The sequence below is a fragment of the Paenibacillus cisolokensis genome, from assembly GCF_050481165.1.
Classification (GTDB): Bacteria; Bacillota; Bacilli; order Paenibacillales; family Paenibacillaceae; genus Paenibacillus_AH; species Paenibacillus_AH cisolokensis.
Window position 1 is genome coordinate 1 of the sequence record NZ_JBCNFP010000097.1, and the last position, 19,751, is coordinate 19,751.

Annotated in this window: 15 protein-coding genes and 1 riboswitch; of the genes, 12 read left to right on the top strand and 3 right to left on the bottom strand. The window is 60.9% G+C overall.

The window, feature by feature from the left end:
* Positions 1-186 (top strand): hypothetical protein (locus ABEV74_RS15900; protein ID WP_430147393.1); only part of this gene is annotated, 186 nt, incomplete at its 5' end.
* Between the two features lie 770 nt (positions 187-956).
* Here ABEV74_RS15900 and ABEV74_RS15905 read toward each other — a convergent pair.
* A complete protein-coding gene (locus tag ABEV74_RS15905; protein ID WP_430147395.1) occupies positions 957-2,255 on the bottom strand; it encodes an aminotransferase class I/II-fold pyridoxal phosphate-dependent enzyme in 1,299 nt (432 codons plus the stop codon).
* A 190-nt stretch (positions 2,256-2,445) separates the two neighbouring features.
* Here ABEV74_RS15905 and ABEV74_RS15910 point away from each other — a divergent pair, with 190 nt between their 5' ends.
* Positions 2,446-3,237, top strand: a complete 792-nt coding sequence (locus ABEV74_RS15910; protein WP_062494817.1) for an AraC family transcriptional regulator — start codon at positions 2,446-2,448, stop codon at positions 3,235-3,237.
* Between the two features lie 13 nt (positions 3,238-3,250).
* Here ABEV74_RS15910 and ABEV74_RS15915 read toward each other — a convergent pair whose 3' ends face one another.
* A complete protein-coding gene (locus ABEV74_RS15915; protein ID WP_430147398.1) occupies positions 3,251-3,877 on the bottom strand; it encodes a pyridoxamine 5'-phosphate oxidase family protein in 627 nt (208 codons plus the stop codon).
* A gap of 138 nt (positions 3,878-4,015) precedes the next feature.
* Here ABEV74_RS15915 and pdxR point away from each other — a divergent pair, with 138 nt between their 5' ends.
* On the top strand, positions 4,016-5,485 hold the full coding sequence (gene pdxR / locus ABEV74_RS15920) for a MocR-like pyridoxine biosynthesis transcription factor PdxR (RefSeq protein WP_430147400.1): 1,470 nt from the start codon (positions 4,016-4,018) through the stop codon (positions 5,483-5,485).
* A gap of 41 nt (positions 5,486-5,526) precedes the next feature.
* Here the strand turns inward: pdxR and asd are convergent, their stop codons facing one another.
* Positions 5,527-6,333, bottom strand: a complete 807-nt coding sequence (asd, locus tag ABEV74_RS15925; protein ID WP_062494811.1) for an archaetidylserine decarboxylase — start codon at positions 6,331-6,333, stop codon at positions 5,527-5,529.
* A gap of 273 nt (positions 6,334-6,606) precedes the next feature.
* On the opposite strand from asd, the gene ABEV74_RS15930 reads away from it, so the two are divergent.
* From ABEV74_RS15930 to ABEV74_RS15970, 9 genes are all read left to right on the top strand, one after another.
* Positions 6,607-6,900, top strand: coding sequence for a hypothetical protein (locus ABEV74_RS15930; protein ID WP_062494809.1), 294 nt, complete (start codon positions 6,607-6,609; stop codon positions 6,898-6,900).
* Positions 6,901-7,034: 134 nt separating this feature from the next.
* A complete protein-coding gene (locus ABEV74_RS15935; protein WP_062494807.1) occupies positions 7,035-8,192 on the top strand; it encodes a glycosyltransferase family 4 protein in 1,158 nt (385 codons plus the stop codon).
* 102 nt (positions 8,193-8,294) lie between these two features.
* Positions 8,295-8,402: riboswitch (TPP riboswitch) on the top strand.
* Positions 8,403-8,875: 473 nt separating this feature from the next.
* Positions 8,876-10,636: a phosphomethylpyrimidine synthase ThiC gene (thiC, locus tag ABEV74_RS15940; protein ID WP_062494803.1), complete on the top strand. Its 1,761-nt coding sequence runs from the start codon at positions 8,876-8,878 to the stop codon at positions 10,634-10,636.
* A complete protein-coding gene (locus ABEV74_RS15945; protein ID WP_430147403.1) occupies positions 10,629-11,888 on the top strand; it encodes a ThiF family adenylyltransferase in 1,260 nt (419 codons plus the stop codon). The genes thiC and ABEV74_RS15945 overlap by 8 nt, the downstream gene beginning before the upstream one ends.
* Before the next feature lie 62 nt (positions 11,889-11,950).
* Positions 11,951-12,820 carry a thiamine phosphate synthase gene (gene thiE / locus ABEV74_RS15950; protein WP_430147406.1) on the top strand — a complete coding sequence of 290 codons (870 nt, stop codon included), beginning with the start codon at positions 11,951-11,953 and terminating at the stop codon, positions 12,818-12,820.
* 7 nt (positions 12,821-12,827) lie between these two features.
* Positions 12,828-13,682 carry a thiazole synthase gene (locus tag ABEV74_RS15955; RefSeq protein WP_430147409.1) on the top strand — a complete coding sequence of 285 codons (855 nt, stop codon included), beginning with the start codon at positions 12,828-12,830 and terminating at the stop codon, positions 13,680-13,682.
* The gene (thiO, locus tag ABEV74_RS15960) at positions 13,679-14,815 is read left to right on the top strand and encodes a glycine oxidase ThiO (RefSeq protein ID WP_430147412.1); all 1,137 of its coding nucleotides are present in this window, start codon (positions 13,679-13,681) and stop codon (positions 14,813-14,815) included. Before ABEV74_RS15955 ends, thiO begins: the two co-directional genes overlap by 4 nt.
* Positions 14,816-14,828: 13 nt before the next feature.
* Positions 14,829-15,656, top strand: a complete 828-nt coding sequence (gene thiD / locus ABEV74_RS15965) for a bifunctional hydroxymethylpyrimidine kinase/phosphomethylpyrimidine kinase (RefSeq protein ID WP_213531216.1) — start codon at positions 14,829-14,831, stop codon at positions 15,654-15,656.
* 140 nt (positions 15,657-15,796) lie between these two features.
* On the top strand, positions 15,797-19,684 hold the full coding sequence (locus ABEV74_RS15970; protein ID WP_430147415.1) for a WIAG-tail domain: 3,888 nt from the start codon (positions 15,797-15,799) through the stop codon (positions 19,682-19,684).
* Positions 19,685-19,751 lie beyond the last annotated feature (67 nt).

The window sequence follows — 19,751 nt, forward strand, 5'->3', positions numbered from 1 at the left end:
CAAACTATTGTACATCATCCTCTTGGCTCACATTCCTGCAAAAGTACAGTATTTTTTGACCATTTCCGTTTTATGCGCCACTTGGAGGTCAAAAATATTGCATTATCGCAGGAATTTGAGCGTTCGAGCTGTCAAGAGCGGAAAAAAACTGCACTTTTGCAGGATTGGTTGATTTATAACGGATGAAAACGAGTGAAAACGGCATCGAACAGGCGCCGGGGCAAAACGGCAGCGAACAGGTATCAGGCCCAAACGGCAATGAACAGGTGCAAGACCAAAACGGCAGTGAACAGGCGCCGGGGCTGTTGTCCGGTTGCAAACGGGTGGCTCCATACCGTCGCGTAGCGGTTCCGGATCAACCTCTTGCCCCTGTAGCGCAGCGGCCCCCGGAACAACCTCTCGTCCCCATCGCGCAGCGGCCGCGGGACAACCTGCCGCACCCGCCGCGCTCCAGCTTCAGCCTACATCACGATGCCGATTTTGCTGTCGCGCAACCGGATAACTTCTGGCGCGGATGCGCCCGCTTACGAGCGACCGGCCGGTCTTGATGGCGAACTCCCAGTGCCAAGGACAGCGGACGATCCCGCTCGCTTGGCCGCGGACGAAATCGCCAGTCAGGCCGTGGAGTTTCGCCCGCTCGGCCGTGCCGCGGACAGCGGACGATCCCGCTCGCTTGGCCGCGGACGAAATCGCCAGTCAGGCCGTGGAGTTTCGCCTGCTCGGCCGTGCCAAGGACAGCGGACGATCTCGCCCGCCAGCCGTACGCGTACTCATCGGACGGCAGCGCCGCCCAGCATACGCTCCTTCGCACAGATGCCGGCCTCTCCGTCATACCGCCTTGGACGTGCACGACTTTGAGCCGGGGAAACTTCTCGAATATCCCCTCGCACACCAGGCTGACGAGATGGGCCATCAACATTCTGGGACAATTTTGGGACAGCCCCTTGCGGGCATCGTCATTGTCCGAGAACGTCTTGCACTGCGCGGTGGATCGTATCGAACAGCTCCTCCAGGTTTTCCTCCTCGATGCAGGAGAAGGCGACGCGCAGATCGGTCGGTCCGAGCGCGATCGTCCCGACGCCGTAGGCATCCAGCAGCCGCCGGCGCACCGATTCGGCATCCGTCTTCGTCATTTTCAGACACATAAAATAACCGGAGTTGAACGGATAATATTCCCACGCATCGCCGTAGCGGCCGCTGTCGAGCAATTCCTTGACGCGGTTGGCGCGGCGCTTCATGATGTTGTATTTTTCGGCTTTCTGCGCCTCGTAATCCGGCGACTGAAGCGCGCGAAGTACGAACGTCTGCGACGGATGCGGTCCGCTGGAAATGGTGGCCCGGATGATGCCCATCGTTTTCTGCTCGAGCGCAGCCAGCACATCGTCGGAAGACGAGGCGTACGTAATAAATCCGACGCGGAAGCCCCAGACGTACTCTTCCTTCGTCGCGCCGTCGATTTTCACTGCGAGCACCCGCGGATGCATGTCCGCAAGCTTGCCGAAGAGCGATTCGTGCAACGAGTCTTCGAAGAAAAGCCCGTAATAGGCGTCGTCCGTTACGGCGACGACGTTGATGCCGGCTTCCGCGGCATCGCGGATCGCTGCGACGATTTCGTCGCCCTCAGCCGGTCCGGGCGTATAACCGGTCGGATTGTTCGGGAAGTTCAGGACGACGATCGCCTTGCCTTTGTCCTTGCAGGAGAGCAGGGCGTCGCGCAGACCGGCGCTGTTGAAACGGTTGTCCGCGTTGTACAGCGGATACTCCACGATGACGGCGCCGCGCCGGACGCCGAATGTCAGCTCATAGTTTTCCCAGTTTTTATCCGGAATGATAACGGCGTCTCCGGCGTCGGCGAACAGGTCGGCGACGATGCTAAGTCCGTGGGTGAGCGCGTTCGTTGCGATCGGATTGCCGATTTTTTTCGTGCCGAGCGAAGGGGTCTCCTTCAGCAGTCTGCTGCGCCAGGCGGCGCGCAGCTCCGGCTTGCCGGCCGGCGGCGCGTATTCGTAAAGGTCTTTCGGATCGTATTCGCTTAGCGTGTTCTGGATAACGTCCAGATGCATCGGCTGCCCGTTTTCGATGGCGATGCCGATCGTAGCATTGAACTTCTTCGCCTTCGCCTTCGCCTCCGCGGATTGGCTCAAAATGCCTACCTTGGGGAAATAGATCGCTTTGCCGAGCGAAGACAACATGGCGCTGACGTGCGGGTTTTCCCGTTCCAACGTCTCATTCAACTGCTGAGCGAGTGGGTGCATGGCTCTTCCATCCTTCCGGAAATCTTTCGTCCGCGGCAATTCGCGAACGGATTGTCATTTCGGGAGTTATTATATCATTATTTTGGGCCGCAAGACCATGTCGCGAGGGATTATTTTCATGCTGTTGCATACGCGGGCAGGCTGTTGTATGATGACGGCAAAAAGATGTCCGATCGAGGGGAGGGCCTGTATGCTGCATTTACCGCCAACTTCGCTCAAGCTTCTTCCGTCGTTTGCCAAAATCTCCTGCGAACCGGGATGGAGGTGGGCGAAAAGGGAAAAGCCGCTCGCCAACTACGATCTGTTTTACGTTTGGAGCGGGGAAGGAGAAGTGGAGCTGAACGACAAATTCTATTCCGTCGGCAAGGGCAGCTGCTTCGTATTCCGTCCCGGGGAACATCCGTGCGCCACGCACAATCCCCAGAAACCGCTCGTTTTGACCTATATTCATTTCGACGTGACCGAGCCGGTTACCGTCATTCCGGAATCGTACCGGGTTCTGGACGATACGGAAACGGTCGATTTCGAGTTTTTGCTGTCACGGTATGTCCGGCTGTTGCTCGTCAATACATTCGCGGGTGAGGAAGAGGCGCAGCTCGTTTTGAAGCAGCTGCTTCTTCGCCTGATGCGCGGGGATATTCAGGCGCCTGCCGAGCAGAAAGGGTCCAACCAGCTGACCGAGGCCATCCACGAAGTCGCCAACTATATCCGCCAGCATCCCGGCAAGCCGCACCGCGTCGAAGATTTGGCGAAACGTGCGCAGCTGTCGCCGCGATATTTTTCCATTAAATTCAAGGAAATGATCGGCATGTCCGTGCAGACCTACATTATCCGCATGCGCATTGAGCGGGCGCAGCACCTGCTCATGCATGCCGGCATGAACGTAACGGAGGTAGCCGATGCCCTCGGATACCGGGACATTTTCTTTTTCAGCCGGCAGTTCAAGCAGTATACCGGGCGCAGCCCGTCGGAAATCCGCTGATGCCGGCGCGTCTTCAATGATCCGCTTGACGATGATGCGGACAATAGCGGTCCATCAACCGGACCGTTTCATCGTCAAGCTCCCTCCCCCGCCGCCGCAATCCGTCCGCGATGGCACCGCGCATCTTCCCGCTCGCGTTTTGACCGAACTTGAATTTGCCGGTTATGCTTTCGATTTCGATCTTGACGACCGCCACCCCGGCAAGCCGTTTCCGGTATTCGGGGTCGTCGGCCGCAATCGGCCGGTAACCGCCTTCAGGCTGCAGCTTGCGCATCAGCGCTTCGAGCGCTCCCGCTTTCTCACCGATGTCTTCGACCGGCCGCGCGGTTCCCCGGATCAGCACCGATTTGAAATAAGCGGTTGCCGGACAGGCCAGAAACGGGTCGCTGAAATAGGACGGGATAACGGCGTATTCCTTCGCGACTGCAAACGCAACCCGCGGATCGGCGGCGATCCGGTCCATCTTCTCGCCAATCCGGCTGCCGTGAAAATAGATCGCTCCGTTCCAGTACACGAAATTCAGCGGCGTCACCCCCGGCGCCCCGTCCGTACCGGCGGTTCCGAGAAAACCGAACGACATGTCCGCGAGAAACGTCTCCAGCTCTTCGGCTTTTTCCGTCAAAAATTCTTTTCTTCTCATCGCTTTACCGCCTTTCTCCGATCCTGTATTTTAATGTATAAGGCAAAGTGTCCGGCGAAAAGGACCAATATAGTCGGATTTTAGTAGACCATTTGCGTCGCCGGGCGTCCGAGTCCGAATTCGGGAAGGAGGAACAACATGATTTATGCGGAGGAATACGAGCGGTTTCTGGACGCGACCAGACGGAAACGGACCGCGCTCTTCCTGACGCTGCGCGAAGCGATTGCGAGCGGCCGGTTCCCTGCGGGCTCGAGGCTCCCGTCTACCCGCCAAATAGCGGAGACGCTCGGCGTCGCCCGCGGAACGGTAAACGAAGCTTACGATATGCTGTATGCCGCCGGGCTGGTGCGCGGAGAACAGGGTAAAGGAACGTTCGTCGTTTTTGCATCGACAGACCCGCAGCCTCCGGTGTCCGGGGCAGGCAAGCCGGAAGCCGTCCGGTTGTCGGCGTGGGCGGGACGCCTGCTGCCTGTTCCCGACAGGTCCTCGTGGCCGGAATACCGCCATACGGGGAATACGGGGGAAGAGATCGGCTTTATCATCGGGCGCATGGACGAGCAGGCGCTGCCGGGGGAGAGGTGGAAAACGTTTATGTATACGGAAATCCGGGAGGCAGGCCGCAAGCAGCGACGGGACGCGTTCGCCGCAGGAGGGCATGGACCGTTGCGGGAGGCGATCGCGGACGAGCTGCGGCGCGAGCGGGGCATTCATGCCGATCCCCGGGCCATCGTTCTGACGAACGGCTCGATGCAGGCCATCGCGCTGTTGACGATGCTGCTGATCGAGCCGGGGGACCCCGTTGCGGTCGAGCGCCCGTGTTATGACGGCATCGTGCGTGCCGTGCTGGCGGCGGGCGGGATCGCGGTGGAGGCGGAGGTCGACCGGGATGGGATCGTACCGTGCGACTGGGCGGCGAAACTGCTGTTTGTAACGCCGAGCCGGCAGTTTCCGACGGGGGCGGTATTGCCGCCTGTCCGGCGGAAGCAATTGCTGGAATGGGCGATCCGCCGGGAGGCCGTCATCGTCGAGGACGATTACGACAGCGAATTCCGTTGGGGAAGCCGACCGTCCGAGCCTTTAAGGGCGATGGACGCGACCGGACGGGTCGTCTATCTGGGCACGTTTTCCAAAACGATGTATCCGGACTTGCGGATCGGCTACGCCGTTCTTCCGGATAGCCTGATCGAGCCGTTCTTGCGTGCGAAATTTTTACTGGAGCCGCATCCGACCGGCATTGCGGAGCAACGGGCGCTGGCCGCCTTCATGGCGAGCGGGCAGTACGGCAAACATTTGCGGAAGGCGCGAAGAATATACGGCCGGCGCCTCGCCGCGCTCAGCCGCGAGCTTGATCGCCGCCTTCCGCATCTGTTCGAGCGCGAGCGGTCAGGTGCGGGGCTTCATCTGTTCGTTCGATGGAAGAAGGAGCCGGAGCTGTACAGCCGTTTCCGGGAGGCTTGCGCCAGGGCGGGCGTGACGTGGACGGACGGCGCCGTGTACTGGACAGGCGGACCGCCGCAGCCTTCGGCGCTGCTCGGTTTTGCGCATTTGCCGGAAGAGCGGATCGTTCTGGGCGTCCGCCGTATGGAGGAGGTATGGCGGCGGATGTAAGAATATGTTGCGGATAGCCGGGCGAGATCGATCCGGCTTCGCTAGCGCGTTTTCCTGCTGTCTGCGGCGATCAGCCGTCCGAGCGCTTCCCCCATTTTTACCTTCAGTCCGGGTCGCAGGTCGGCGCGCGGCTCGAATGTACCGTTTTCGGTCAGCAGCACGACGGTTGAACCGAATTCGAAGCAGGCCAACTCCTCGCCCTTTCGGACCTCGTTTCGCTCCGGATCGGTGTAGCGTATGCCGGAGACGTTCATCGCCCCGACTTTCACGACAGCCATTTCGCCTCCCCGATGCCTGATGTAGGTGATCAGCCGCTCGTTCCGGCTCAGCACGCGCCGCATATGTCGCAGGCCGAAATCGTTGACGGGATACACTTTGCCCGTTACCCGTTCCCGCTCCACGATCGTGCCGTCTGCCGGCACATGAATGCGGTGATAATCGGTCGGGCTGAGATAGAGGACGATGCAGTAGCCGTTCTTGTAGTTTTCGGTTCGGGGAGACCGGTTGAGCAGCTCCTCGATTGAATAGTCCTGACCTTTGATGTTTAGGACGGTTCCTTCCCTTGCCTGCCCCAATCCGGTGATAAGCGCGTCGACCGGGCTGACGAGCGCGTCCGGAGCCGAATCGACGATTCTCATGCCCGGCTTCAGCCGGCGGGTAAAAAACTCGTTCAACGTCGTATATTGTTCAAGAGGCTTCTCGGCTTCCTCGACCCGAATGCCGTATATGCGGGCGAATCTGGGAATGAAGCGGCGGCTTGCCCTGGAATGGGCGAAGCGTCCGGTCAGCCTGGAAATCCATTTGCGAGAGCTTAATTCGGTCATGGAACGCAGCAGCCATTTGGTCATGCCGGTGTCCTCACGTCCTTTCCTTCGGTAAACATGGTAACTTAGCTTACCCGGATAGTGTGACATATCCCGACAAACAAATCAATCATTCTGCCCGGAAATTGTTTTAACGAAATCCAGGTAAAGTTTTCCTTATCCTCGAAAGGATGCCGTATATACAGCAGCATCATGCCGGAGCAGTTGAAGAAGCGCTGGCGTGCGTCTCACCCGGGTGACAAAGGTTTATTCCGGAACGATTCCGAGCATCCTTGGTGCTGGGGGTGATTCGGAAGGATGATGTACATCATTACGGGCACAGCGGCGCTGTTGGGAGCGGCTGTGCTGGCTGCTGCGAGAATCCGGGGAGGAACGCTCAGGCGTCTTATTGACGGGGCCGCCGCGCTGGCCTTACTCGTTGTCTTTGCGGCCGCTGCCGTCAGCATCTATCGTACGGTTGCCGGAGATACCGTTTTTCTCACGCAAATTCACGAGCTGCTGCTCAATCCCGCTTTTATGGCGGGAGGCGCCTATTTGGCCGTTTATGCGTTAAGTTTGCTCGGCGCGATAACACTAGGCCTTGGCGATTGACACCGACGGGAAATGACGGATGCCCGATTTGCGGATGGCGGGACACTTGGGAATGTCCATACAGGGCGAGGGCGCGTATGCTGAAGGAGCACGACGCAGGTACGCATCCTTGCACCAAGGAGGGCTTCCTTTTAATGAAACCGAAAATCGCCTTCGTGACGCCGGGCTCCTTCCCGCTGCCGTCTTCGTCAAGCAGCTCCGTAGAGCGGGTCGTCGAGGAGCTCGTTCCGCTGCTGCCGCCCGACGTGGAACCGCGCATCTACGGTAGAACAGGCCGCGGCCTGCCGGCAGCCGGACTTCTGCGCGGCGTGCGCTGCGAGCGGTATCCCGCGGCCGACAAGAGGCAATATGTCCGATCCGTCGCCCGATCCGTGCGACGCTTCAAGCCGAAAGTGATTCAGGTTGAAAACCGTCCTTCCTACGCCGTCCGTCTGAAAAAGAGCAATCCCAGGGCCCGGCTCTGGATCAACCTGCATTCCTCTACCTTCATCGGAAAGCGTTACATTAGCGGGACTGCCCTTCGCCGCGGTTTTCGCAGCGCCTCCAAAATCATCGTCAACAGCGATTACTTGCGGCAAATCGTGGCTCGCAAAGTGCCGGAGGCCGCAAGCAAGCTGCGCGTCGTTCATCTGGGGGTCGACGTGAACCGGTTCAGGTCGAGGTTCTCCCCGGAAGGAAAGGCGAGGCGCGAACGGCTGCGGCGCCGGAAAGGCTGGGAAGGGCGGAAGGTCATTCTGTTCGTCGGCAGGCTGATCCCGATAAAAGGCGTGCATCATCTGTTCGCCGCCTTGCCGGAGCTTATTGCCAAGCATCCGAAGCTGCTGCTTGTCGTTGTCGGCAGTCCGTTTTACGGTTCTCACCGTACGACACCATATTCGCGCAAGCTGCGTCGAATGGGGAAAAAGCATCCGGCCCATGTCCAGTTCGTTCCGTACGTGCCGCACACCAAAGTGCCGGACTGGTTTCTCGCTGCCGATATCGCCGTCGTTCCTTCCGGCAAACGGGAAGCTTTCGGACTCGTCAATGTCGAAGCGATGGCGACCGGGTTGCCTGTCGTCGCGACGCGGGCGGGCGGCATGAAGGAAATTGTGAGAGACGGCAAAACCGGCTATCTGCTCGATCCCGACCGGATCGTTGCGCAGCTTCGCGATAAGCTGCACCGGCTGCTGCAGGACGACGAGCTGTGCCGGACGATGGGAAGGAACAGCCGGGAACGGGTGGAGCAGCATTTTACATGGCGGCACGCCGCCGATCGCTGGCTCGCTTTGCTGCGCGAAGACGGTTTGTTGTGAAAGAATAGCGGCTGTCATATCGCAGCTTAAGAGGTTCCTTCCGGCGAACCGGAATTGCCGCAGGGGTTGACAGCTTTATCGCCTGAGGGTATAGTCTTACCAGGAAACCACTAGGGGCGCCCGCAAGGGCTGAGATAAAGCGCCGAACGCTTTGGTCCCTTTGAACCTGATCTGGGTCATGCCAGCGTAGGAAAGTGGAATGGTACGTACAGCGTGGAGAATCGGACGGCTTGCTGCCGGACGGACCGTTGGATCTGACGGTCCCCGTCGTTTCAAGCAGCTTTTCACAGCTTCCGTCCGCGGCGTCCGGCGTCCAGCCGGTACCGCATTCTCGGCGCCATGCAGCAGTTGCCGTTACCGCCGCCCTCGTCTGGGCGGCTTTTTTGTCGTCCGGGAACGGGAGCGCAAGACGACGGCAACGATCGGCAGGCAAGGCGAAGCGCGAAATTCGCTGCCGAAGGCGGTGAAGGCGGTATCGTCGCGATCCGCGGTACGGCGCGTCTGATGTGTACGGGAATCTTTCGGAGGAATGCGCGTTGATGCCGCCGGTAACCGAAGCAAGCGGTGCCGTGCCGTCTTGTGTGCCGATGTTCCCGCAAAGTGCCTTCCCTTCCTTCTTTAGCCTGACGGATGACAGGGCCTCCTGGTGGAATTCCAAACTATTCCACACGGGAGGTTTTTTTATGCCGATATTGACCACTCCGCTGCCTGGCAGCCGCAAAGTTTATGTGACCGGATCGCGGGAAGACATTCGGGTGCCGATGAGGGAGATCGTGTTGTCGCCGACCGAGAGGGCGGGGACCGAGAAGCCGAACGAACCGGTGCGGGTGTACGACGCGAGCGGTCCGTATACCGATCCGGCTTATGAAGCCGATGTGCGGAAGGGGCTGCCGCCGCTGCGCCGCGCCTGGATTGACGAACGGGGAGATACCGAAGAGTACGCCGGCCGGGAGGTCAAACCGATAGATAACGGCTTCTCGACGGCGGAGCGGGCGGAAAAGCAAGGCGCACGCCAGTTCCCCAATTTGAGCCGCCGGCCGCTGCGGGCGAAGAGCGGGCGCAACGTGACGCAGCTTCATTACGCGCGCAAAGGGATCATTACGCCCGAGATGGAATTTATCGCGATCCGCGAAGGGATGAGCCCGGAATTCGTCCGCGACGAAGTGGCCGCCGGCCGTGCGATCATTCCGGCGAACATCAACCATCCGGAGTGCGAGCCGATGATTATCGGGCGCAATTTTCACGTCAAGATCAATGCCAATATCGGCAACTCGGCCGTCGCCTCCTCGATCGACGAGGAAGTCGAGAAGATGACGTGGGCGATCCGCTGGGGCGCCGATACGATTATGGACCTGTCGACAGGCAAAAACATCCATACGACGCGCGAGTGGATTATCCGCAACTCCCCCGTTCCGGTCGGTACGGTGCCGATTTACCAGGCGCTGGAGAAGGTGAACGGCGTCGCGGAAAACCTGAGCTGGGAAGTGTTCCGCGACACGCTGATCGAGCAGGCGGAGCAAGGCGTCGACTATTTTACGATTCACGCGGGGGTACTGCTGCGCTACATCCCGCTGACAGCGCGCCGGGTAACCGGCATCGTTTCGCGCGGCGGCTCGATTATGGCGGCCTGGTGCCTCGCGCATCACAAGGAAAATTTTCTGTACACCCATTTCGAAGAAATATGCGAAATTATGAAAACCTACGACGTTTCGTTCTCGCTCGGCGACGGCCTTCGCCCGGGATCGATTGCGGACGCGAACGACGAAGCGCAGTTCGCCGAACTCGAGACGCTCGGCGAGCTGACGAAGATCGCCTGGAAGCATGACGTGCAGGTGATGATCGAAGGACCCGGCCACGTGCCGATGCATCTGATCAAGGAAAACGTCGAGCGCCAGCAGGCCGTTTGCCATGAAGCGCCGTTTTATACGCTCGGCCCGCTCACGACCGATATCGCGCCCGGTTACGACCACATCACTTCGGCGATCGGCGCGGCGATGATCGGCTGGTTCGGCACCGCGATGCTCTGCTACGTAACGCCGAAAGAGCATCTCGGGCTGCCGAACAAGGAGGATGTGAAGGAAGGCGTCATCGCCTACAAAATCGCCGCCCATGCGGCCGATCTCGCCAAAGGCCATCCCCGCGCGCAGCTTCGCGACGACGCGCTGTCCAAAGCGCGCTTCGAATTCCGCTGGCGCGATCAGTTCCATCTGTCGCTCGATCCGGAACGGGCGATGGCCTACCATGACGAGACGCTTCCGGCGGAAGCGGCCAAGTCCGCCCATTTCTGCTCCATGTGCGGACCGAAGTTTTGCAGCATGCGGATTACGCAGGACATTCGCGAATATGCGGCGCGGAGCGGGATGGAGACGACAGAGGCGATCGAGGCGGGCATGAAGGAGAAGGCCGACGAGTTCCGGGCGTCCGGCGGTTCGATCTATGTCTGACGATCGGCGTTCGGAAAGCGGTTGGGCGGTTGGCCGGGATGGCGGCCGCACGGACGGGGACGGCGGCTTGACGTCCCGCGTCGACAGCGACCGCTATTCACGGCAGATCCGGTTCGCCGCGATCGGCGAAGAGGGGCAGGCGAAGCTCGCCTCCGCCTGCGTCCTGATTGTCGGGACGGGAGCGCTCGGCGCCTCTCTCGCCCAGCATATGGTGAGGGCCGGCGTCGGCACAGTCCGTCTCGCCGACCGCGATTTCGTCGAGTTCAGCAATTTGCAGCGGCAGTCGCTGTTCGATGAGGAGGATGCGGCCCAGTCGCTGCCCAAGGCGGTCGCGGCCGCCGACAAGCTGCGCCGCATCAATAGCGGCGTGGCGGTCGAGGCGCATGTCGTCGACGTCAACGAGCGCTCCTTGCCGCCGCTGGCCGACGGCGCATCGCTCGTTCTTGACGGCACCGACAATGCCGCTACGAGGTTGCTGCTCAGCGATGCCTGCTTTGCGCGCGGCATCCCGCTGCTGTACGGCGGCGTCGCGGGATCACAAGGCATGAGTGCGCCGCTCGTACCCGGCAGAACCGCTTGCCTGCGGTGTCTGATCGGCGAAGGGGACGACGGAGAGGGCGAGACGTGTGACACGATCGGCGTCATCTCGCCGGCAGTCGATTTTGTCGCCGCGCTGCAGGCGGCCGAAGCGCTCAAATGGCTGACCGGCAATCGCGATGCCGTCAGGACGACGTGGCTGACTGCCGATCTGTGGCCGTTTCGGCTGCGGGAGTCCGCGCTTCCGGAAGGAAATCCGGCCTGTCCGCATTGCGGCGGGGCGGCAAGGCCGGACGCAGGGCGGCTACCGGCCGGGGGCTATGGGCGCGGGCGCGATAGCAAGCCGGTGCCGGGAAGACGCACAGCGGCGCCGGTTGCCGGAACGGCCGTTCGTTTTGGAGAGGCTGGCGAAGAAATCGGCGGTCCGGCTCGACGGGCCGCCTCAGCCGTGCAGGATACCGGCCCGATTGAGGCGGCGTCGCTATGCGGGCGCGATACGGTCCAGGTGACGCTCGGTTTTCCGTTGAAGCTGGACGAGTGGCGCGAAACGCTCGCCGCCAGGGGCTGCCGCCTGACCGCGAACCCGTATTTGCTTCGCGCGGAGCTGCCGGAAGGAGAGAAGCTGGCGTTGTTCCCCGACGGGCGCATCCTGGTGCAGGGGACGACGGATACGGGACGGGCGGTCGCCCTTTGCCGTGAATATGTTGTCCGGTAACGGCAGCGGAACGATGGCCGCAATGCGGCAAAAGGTTTCACAACGCCAGAAGGAGGGACGCAATGTTGGGCAAAAAAGACTGGAGATCGTTCAGGCTCTACGTGATTACCGGGGAAAATTACCACCCGGGCCGCAGCTTGACGGATGTCATGGAGGAGACGCTGCGGGGGGGTGCCGATATCGTGCAGCTGCGCGACAAGAATGCTTCCAAAGCCGACCTGCTGGAGAAGGCGAAGCAGCTGCGGGAATTGACGGCGCGTTACGGCGTGCCGCTTATTATTAACGATCACCCGGATATCGCGATCGCCGTCGGCGCGGACGGCGTTCATCTCGGGCAGGACGACATGCCGCTCGCCGAGGCTCGGCGGCTGCTCGGTCCGGAGCGGATCATCGGCATATCGACCCACAATATCGGGCAGGCCCGACTCGCGCAGGCCGAAGGCGCCGATTATATCGGAGTCGGGCCGGTATTTCCTACAGGGACGAAGCCGGGTCGGACGCCGGTAACGCTGTCTTACGTCAGCGAGGCCGCGGCCGAAATCCGCATTCCGTTCGTGGCGATCGGGGGCATTACGCCGGATAACGTCGATTCCGTGCTGGAGGCGGGGGCAAGACGGATTTGCGCCGTGTCGGCCATCGTCGGAAACGCCGATCCGGCCGGCGTTTGCCGCCGGTTGCTGGAGCGGATAAGCCGGTACGAAGCCGCTCGCGAGTCCTCCGGACCGGCCAAGTCCTGCGAAGTGACGGTCAACGGACGATCCGTCCTGACCGACGCCGGCACCGTGGCCGAACTGGTCGCGCAATACGGGCTGCTTGACAGAAAGCTCGTCGTGGAATGGAATGGCGCCGTACTGGCGCGGCACGAGTGGGAAAAGACGCCGCTGGAAAACGGCGCGGTCATCGAACTGGTTCATTTTGTTGGAGGAGGCTGAAACCGCGATGAAACGATATGATTCCCAACTGGAAATTGGCGGAACAAAGCTTCGCTCCCGGCTCTTTCTCGGCACCGGACGGTTCCCCAATCCGGCCGTTCTTCAGCAGTCGCTGGAAGCGTCGGGAGCGGAGGTCATTACATTCGCGGTGAGACGGGTCAATCTCGACAGTGTGGAGGACGACTCCGTGCTGCAGCACGTAGAGGACCGTTCGCTCATCTATTTGCCGAATACGTCGGGAGCGGGCAATGCCGATGAGGCGGTGCGCATCGCGAAGCTTGCCCGTGCCGCCGGATTGGGAAACTGGATCAAGGTGGAAATCAGCCGCGACGAACGGACGCTGCTTCCCGACCCGCTGGAGACGCTCCGCGCTACTGAGCGGCTTGTACGGGAGGGGTTCGTCGCGCTTCCCTATACATCGGACGATCCGATGTTGTGCCGGAGGCTGGAGGAAGCCGGCGCCGCCGCCGTCATGCCTGGCGGAGCGCCGATCGGAACCGGGCTCGGCATACTGAATCCGTACAATCTCGGTCTCATTGCCGAACAGTCGCGCGTACCGGTCATTGTCGACGCCGGACTCGGATCGGCGCAGGATGTCGTCCAGGCGATGGAGCTCGGAGCGGACGGCATTCTGGTAAATACGCCGGTCGCCAAAGCGCAGGACCCGGTAGCGATGGCCAAAGCGATGCGGCTTGCGGTGGAAGCGGGCAGGCTGTCCGCGATGGCCGGGCGCATCCCGCGCAAGCCGTATGCGTCGGCCAGCAGCTCGGCCGAAGGAGCGCTGTTCGGCGGGCCGTACGCCGCCGGTTCGGCGATTGAAGGCCGGCGGGCAGAGACGTCCGCAGAGGGGCTGCGGCGATGAAGGAAGAATTGCTGGTCGTGGGAGGCGGCATTGTCGGGCTATCATGCGCTTATGAAGCGGCGAAGCGAGGCGGCCGGAAGGTCACGATTGTCGACCGCGGCGATTTCGGCGGCCAGGCGTCCGGAGCGGCGGCCGGCATGCTTGCGCCGTATACGGAAAATAGCGAGCAGCCCGATCCTTTCTTTCGGCTCTGTCTGGACAGTCTGCGCCTGTACCCGGAATGGGCGGAAGAGATCGAGCGTCTGTCGGGCATTTCCGTCGAGTTGACCCATACCGGGAGCATTCAGGTCGCGCTGCACGAGGCCGACATGCTGCCGCTTCGCACCCGGCAACGATGGCAGAACGAGTGGGGAGCGCGGGCGGAATGGCTGGACGCGGCCGATCTGCGCAGACTGGAGCCGGGGCTTTCGAGTGCGGCCGCAGGCGGATTGTATTGCCCGGAAGAAAGCCATGTGTACGCGCCAAAGCTGGTCAAGGCGCTGGAGGCGGCATGCCGCCGGCTCGGCGTCTGCTGCGCAGGCAATGCGGGAGATACGGTGGATCTCATGCTGGACGGCGGCCGGGTTCGTCTCGTTACGGAGACAGGCGGCCGCTTCGAAGCCGACCGGGCCATCGTATGTGCCGGAGCATGGACGGGGGCGTTCGAACGATGGTTCGGGTTCGCCGTGCCGGTCAATCCGATTCGCGGGCAAATATGCGCTTATCACTCGCCGATCGGCGAAGTGAGGCAGATGGTGTTCACCAGCCAGGCGTACTGGGTGGGCAAACGAAACGGCACACTCGTCTGCGGCGCGTCCGAAGATATCGCCGGCTTCGACACGTCCGTCACCGAACGCGGCATTGCCAGACTGACGAGGTGGAGCGGGCGCGTCTTTCCGGCGCTGGCAGACCGTTCCCCCGTTAACCGCTGGGCCGGCCTTCGTCCGGCCACCCTGGACGGATGGCCGCTGCTCGGTCTGGTACCCGGCGCGCCTCAGGCTGTCGTCGCCGCCGGTCATTACCGCAACGGCATTCTGCTTGCCCCGGTTACAGCGAAACGGATTTGCGACGTTCTGGACGGGACGCTCCCGGCCGCCGAGCTTGCTCCGTTCGCGCCGGACCGCTTCGCGGCAAGCGTCAGGACGCTAGGATAGGAGGAGGACGGACATGAAGCCATTTCTCGCTTTGACGATCGCCGGATCGGATTCCGGCGGCGGCGCAGGCATTCAGGCCGATTTGAAGACGTTTCAGGAGCTGGGCGTGTTCGGCATGAGCGTCATTACGGCGTTGACGGCGCAAAACAGTCTCGGCGTACACGCCGTTCATCCGGCGCCGGTTTCGATCATCGAGGCCCAGATCGAAGCGGTCCTGTCGGATATGGGAACCGATGCAGTCAAAACCGGCATGCTGTATGACGGCGCGATCACCGAAGCCGTCGCCTGGGCGATCGGCCGTTACGGCGTTCCCCGGGTCGTCGTCGACCCGGTGCTGGTCGCGAAAGGGGGCTCCGAGCTGTTTCGTCGCGAAGAGCTGGACGCGCTGCGGACGAAGCTGCTGCCCGCGGCGGAAATCGTCACGCCGAACTTGCCGGAGGCGTGCGCGCTGCTCGGACTGCCGGATGGCGCCTTGCGGACGCGCCGCGATATGGAACAGGCTGCGATCGCATTGCTTGATTTCGGTTCCCGATATGTTCTCCTTAAAGGAGGGCATTTGGAGAACGAAGAGGAAGAGGCGGCCGATGTCCTGGCCGGACGGGACGACGGGCCGGTCTGGCTGAGCGCGCCGCGCATTCCGACCGGCCATACGCACGGTACCGGCTGCACGACGGCTGCGGCTCTTGCCGCCTATATGGCCCGCGGGTATCCGGTCGCCGAAGCCGCCGCCGCGGCGAAAGCTTTCGTCACCGCCGCGATCCGGGCTTCGTTTCCGCACGGAGCGGGCACGGGCTCGCTCTGGCATGGGGCGCACCGGGGAGAACCCGGCGGCCGCCGCTGAGCGGTCGATATAGCAGAACCGGCTTTTCTTTTTCGCTTTTCACACGCGCTTTCTCCAGCTTTTTCGCATCTGCTAGTCGCGAGTCTATAGGTATTTGCATACACTACCTATGATATATCAGGCAGAAGAAGGAGAGGGCTATGGCGAAAAGCAGAAAAGGAAAAGGCCCGCGAGGGCGGAAGCCGCTCTTTTATGTCGATAATCCCAAAGCTTCTGAATTAAAATGGCTCGATGAACTGAAGAAAAAAACGCAGGCGCAGGGTGACGTCAATGAGGTCAAGACGGCCGCGAGACCGCCGGTTCAGAAACCGGTCACGATTAAGGCGCTTGCGGAACCGCTCGTCGAATCGTCTGCCGCTGCCGAATCCGAATCGTCGTTAATAACGGATACGGCGAATGCCGGAGGGAAATTCCCCGTCGTATCCTCGGATACGAAAATTGTCGCGTCATTCGACGAGCAACAGCTCTCGACGAAGACGGCAGTTTATACGGTACCGTCCCCGGAAGCCGCGCCGGCCGATCCGGGTTCGGTTTTCTCGGATGATGCGCTGACGCCCGATCATCAAGCGGCCGTGCCGGCGCAATCCGACGAAACCGCCGATCCGCCTGTCAAGGATAGCGGCGAACGGCGCGAGCAAGCGGAAGGGAAGCGTTTGCCGGGCCGGCAACTGCCGTTCATTTATACGGATGATCTGGCGGACGAAGCGGTGACGGGGGAAAAGATTGCCTCGGGAGCGGTTGACGAATCGAAACTGCGGACGGGAAGCGTGACGACGCGTGTCATTGACGATTTTGCGGTGGAGAGCATTAAAATAGCGGACGGCGCTGTAACAGCAGCGAAGCTTGCGTCCGAGACGATTACAGGAGAACATCTGGCCAAAAACGCGATCTCCGGAAGCAAAATTCGCGATCGTTCCATTACCGGCGAGAAGCTGAAGGACGGCAGCATCACTTACGAAAAGCTTGCGGACCGCACAATCAGTTCCGACAAGCTGGCCGAAGGATCGATTGAAGCGAAACATCTGAAGCCGTTTCTGGTGAACTCCGACTTGCTTGCGGATCGCTCGGTTGTCTCATCGAAAATTGGAAGCGGGGCGGTCCGTTCCGAAAATATTGCCAATGAAGCGATCGACACGTCCAAGTTGGCCGACGGTTCGGTTACGAGATCGAAACTGCGCGACGGCGTGGTAACCGGGGATAAAATCGGCGCCGAAGAAATCGATTCCCGCCACTTGAAGAAAGGCCTGCTGCTTACCGAGCACGTTACGATCGGCGCGATTACGGGAAAGCACGTGGCCCCGGGCGAAATTACCGCGGAGCACCTGGCCGAAGGAACGGTCGGTTCGCGAGAGTTGCGTCCGGCGTCTGTCACCGCCAGCGCATTAGCCGAAGGATCGGTGGACAGCTCGCATTTGCGCCATGGGTCCGTTCAAAGCGATCATCTCGCCGCAGGCGCGGTTGAAGCGGTTCATATCACGGATGATTCGCTCACATCGGCGAAACTTGCCGATCAGTCGGTAACGACGATCAAGCTCGTCGATCACGCCGTTACTTCCTCCAAAATCGCCGAAAAAAATGTGACGTGCGACAAGCTGGCCGACGACGCGGTCAAGACGAACCATATCGGGCGGGCAGCCGTTACGTCCGACAAGCTGGCTGACAAAAGTGTCGGCCCCCGCCAATTGAAAGCGAATGCCGTTCACGGCACTCATATCGCCCTTCATGCGATCGATTCTACCCATTTGCGGGATAATGCCGTAACGGGGGAGAAAATAGCCGCTCGCGCGATTGGGGAGGGTCACATTTCCGCCAGAGCGGTGAAGCGGGACCAATTGGCTGAAGGAGCTGTCGGTTCCATTCAACTAGACGGCGGAAGCGTGACGGCAAGCCATCTTACGGAAGGCGCAGTTGAAACGCAGCATCTGGCCGATAGTGCCGTAACATTTGAAAAAATCGACAGCGAGGCGATCCGGGCACACCATTTTTCAGCGGGTTCCGTTGTGGAAGAAGCGATTTCGGAGAAAGCGGTCGCGTCGCGCCATCTGCAGCCCGGCATTGTCGGTGCCAGGCATATGGCGGAAAATGCGATCGGCACCGAAGCGCTGCAGAACGGAGCGGTGACGGGAGCGAAGCTGGCGCATGGGGCGGTCAGCGAGCGCCATCTGGGCGCCGGCGTCATTTTCTCGCATCATCTCGGGGACCATGTCGTCAATTCGCTGAAGCTTTCGCCTGAATCGGTCTCAACCGACAAACTGTCCGATTTGGCCGTAACGGGTTCGAAACTGGCTGACAGCAGCGTATCCTCCGACAAAATCGTTCCCGGAGCGGTGGACGGATCGGCGATCGCAGCCGACGCCGTAACCGGCGTGCATGTGCGTGACGGCGCGATTGCCGGGCGGCACTTGCAGCACCGCATTTTGGAAGAAACCCATTTTCGCCCGCAGTCGGTCACTTCGGATATTATCGCCGACGGCGCGGTAGACGCGCAGAAGCTGGCACCGGGAAGCGTATCCGGCATTCATCTTGCGCCCGAATCTGTCGAGGGCCGCCATTTGACGGACGGGGCCGTGCACGGTTGCCATTTGGCCGACGGTTCGATACGGGAGGGCCATCTGACCAACGAGGCGGTCACAGGGGATAAGCTGGCGCCGCAAAGTGTTGGGGAGGCTCATTTGCGCAGCCGGTCTGTCGGCGTTTCGGCGCTGCAGCCGGATTCCGTATCGTCGGAGACGATTTCGGCCGGTGCAGTGGAAGCCCGGCATCTTTCCGCCCGTTCGGTGGGAGGCGAGGCCATCTGCGAACGAGCCGTGAGCGCTGCTCATCTGGCGCCGAAGTCGGTCGGCGAAGCCGCGCTGCAGCCGAACGCGGTAACGGCCGAGAAGCTTGCGGCCGGCGCGGTGACAGGCGATCATCTCGCACTCGAGACGATTGCCAGCAAGCATCTCAAGGCGGATAGCGTACAAGGGTACCATATCCGCAGAGGAACGATTACGGCGTCCCATCTGGCGGTCGATACGCTGCTGCTGTTCGACAAAATGCCCGACGGAAGCCTGCATGGCAGCAAAGCATTGGAAGACGGCTCCGTGTGCGGTGCCAAGCTGGCAGCGGAATCGGTGGACGAATCGAAGCTTGCGAGCGGCGCCGTGACGGAACAGGCGATTGCCGAAGGGGCCGTGACGGCAGAAAAGTTGGGCGTTTCGAGCGTCACAAGCGAGAAACTGGCCCCGGGTTCGGTACTGGCCGTTCATCTGGCCGCGCAGTCGGTCGGAACGGGCGAGCTTGCCACGGGCGGCGTCACCGAAAGCGCGCTGGCCTCAGGCGCTGTTACCACCGGAAAGCTTGCCGATGGCGCAGTGACGGAAGCGAAGCTCGTGGACAGCGCAGTGACGGAAGCGAAAGTAGCGGACAGAGCGGTGACCGCTGCGAAGCTGGCTGACGGTGCGGTAACGGAGGCGAAAGTGGCCGACCGCGCAGTAACGGAAGCGAAGCTGGCGGACGGCGCAGTGACATTTGGCAAACTGGCCGAAGATGTCGTCACGCTCATGATTAACCGGCTTGTAAGCATTCTGGAGCAGCCGCAATTAACCGATGGATGCGTCACATCTGACAAATTGTCAGATCGAGCTGTTTTGTCCGCGCATCTATCTGAAGGCATAGTCGGTTCGGAGCACATCGGCAGCGAAGCAGTTTGCGGTTCGCATATCCGGGAACGAAGCGTACAATTTCAGCACCTTGCTTACCAACCGGTCGCTACAGCTTCCAAAGAGGCTGCTCTGCAGCAATTCGGTCTTTGCGACTACGAGTTTGCAGGGCAGTCTGAACAGACTGACATTCCGATCAAATTCGAGATTCCTTTCCTTAGCGAACAGTACTCGATCATTTCTACAACCGATCATCCCGCGTGCTATGCGACCATTAAGGAAAAAAGGCCCGACGGAGCGGTTCTGTGTATTGTTAGAACGCGTTTTGGCCCGGAACCGAAAGGGACAGTAAACTGGGTGGCCATCGGTCGGCATCCGATGAATTAACGGTATAAGGGATCTTGCAAAATTTCGGTCTCGTTCCTCGTTCATACGAAATGGTGGGCACAAGGAC

Excerpts from the sequence above, each read along its gene's own strand:
- ABEV74_RS15905 (WP_430147395.1), bottom strand. The coding sequence starts at position 2,255 with ATGCACCCACTCGCTCAGCAGTTGAATGAGACGTTGGAACGGGAAAAC.
- ABEV74_RS15910 (WP_062494817.1), top strand. The coding sequence starts at position 2,446 with ATGCTGCATTTACCGCCAACTTCGCTCAAGCTTCTTCCGTCGTTTGCC.
- ABEV74_RS15915 (WP_430147398.1), bottom strand. The coding sequence starts at position 3,877 with ATGAGAAGAAAAGAATTTTTGACGGAAAAAGCCGAAGAGCTGGAGACG.
- pdxR (WP_430147400.1), top strand. The coding sequence starts at position 4,016 with ATGATTTATGCGGAGGAATACGAGCGGTTTCTGGACGCGACCAGACGG.
- asd (WP_062494811.1), bottom strand. The coding sequence starts at position 6,333 with ATGACCAAATGGCTGCTGCGTTCCATGACCGAATTAAGCTCTCGCAAA.
- ABEV74_RS15930 (WP_062494809.1), top strand. The coding sequence starts at position 6,607 with ATGATGTACATCATTACGGGCACAGCGGCGCTGTTGGGAGCGGCTGTG.
- ABEV74_RS15935 (WP_062494807.1), top strand. The coding sequence starts at position 7,035 with ATGAAACCGAAAATCGCCTTCGTGACGCCGGGCTCCTTCCCGCTGCCG.
- thiC (WP_062494803.1), top strand. The coding sequence starts at position 8,876 with ATGCCGATATTGACCACTCCGCTGCCTGGCAGCCGCAAAGTTTATGTG.
- ABEV74_RS15945 (WP_430147403.1), top strand. The coding sequence starts at position 10,629 with ATGTCTGACGATCGGCGTTCGGAAAGCGGTTGGGCGGTTGGCCGGGAT.
- thiE (WP_430147406.1), top strand. The coding sequence starts at position 11,951 with ATGTTGGGCAAAAAAGACTGGAGATCGTTCAGGCTCTACGTGATTACC.
- ABEV74_RS15955 (WP_430147409.1), top strand. The coding sequence starts at position 12,828 with ATGAAACGATATGATTCCCAACTGGAAATTGGCGGAACAAAGCTTCGC.
- thiO (WP_430147412.1), top strand. The coding sequence starts at position 13,679 with ATGAAGGAAGAATTGCTGGTCGTGGGAGGCGGCATTGTCGGGCTATCA.
- thiD (WP_213531216.1), top strand. The coding sequence starts at position 14,829 with ATGAAGCCATTTCTCGCTTTGACGATCGCCGGATCGGATTCCGGCGGC.
- ABEV74_RS15970 (WP_430147415.1), top strand. The coding sequence starts at position 15,797 with ATGGCGAAAAGCAGAAAAGGAAAAGGCCCGCGAGGGCGGAAGCCGCTC.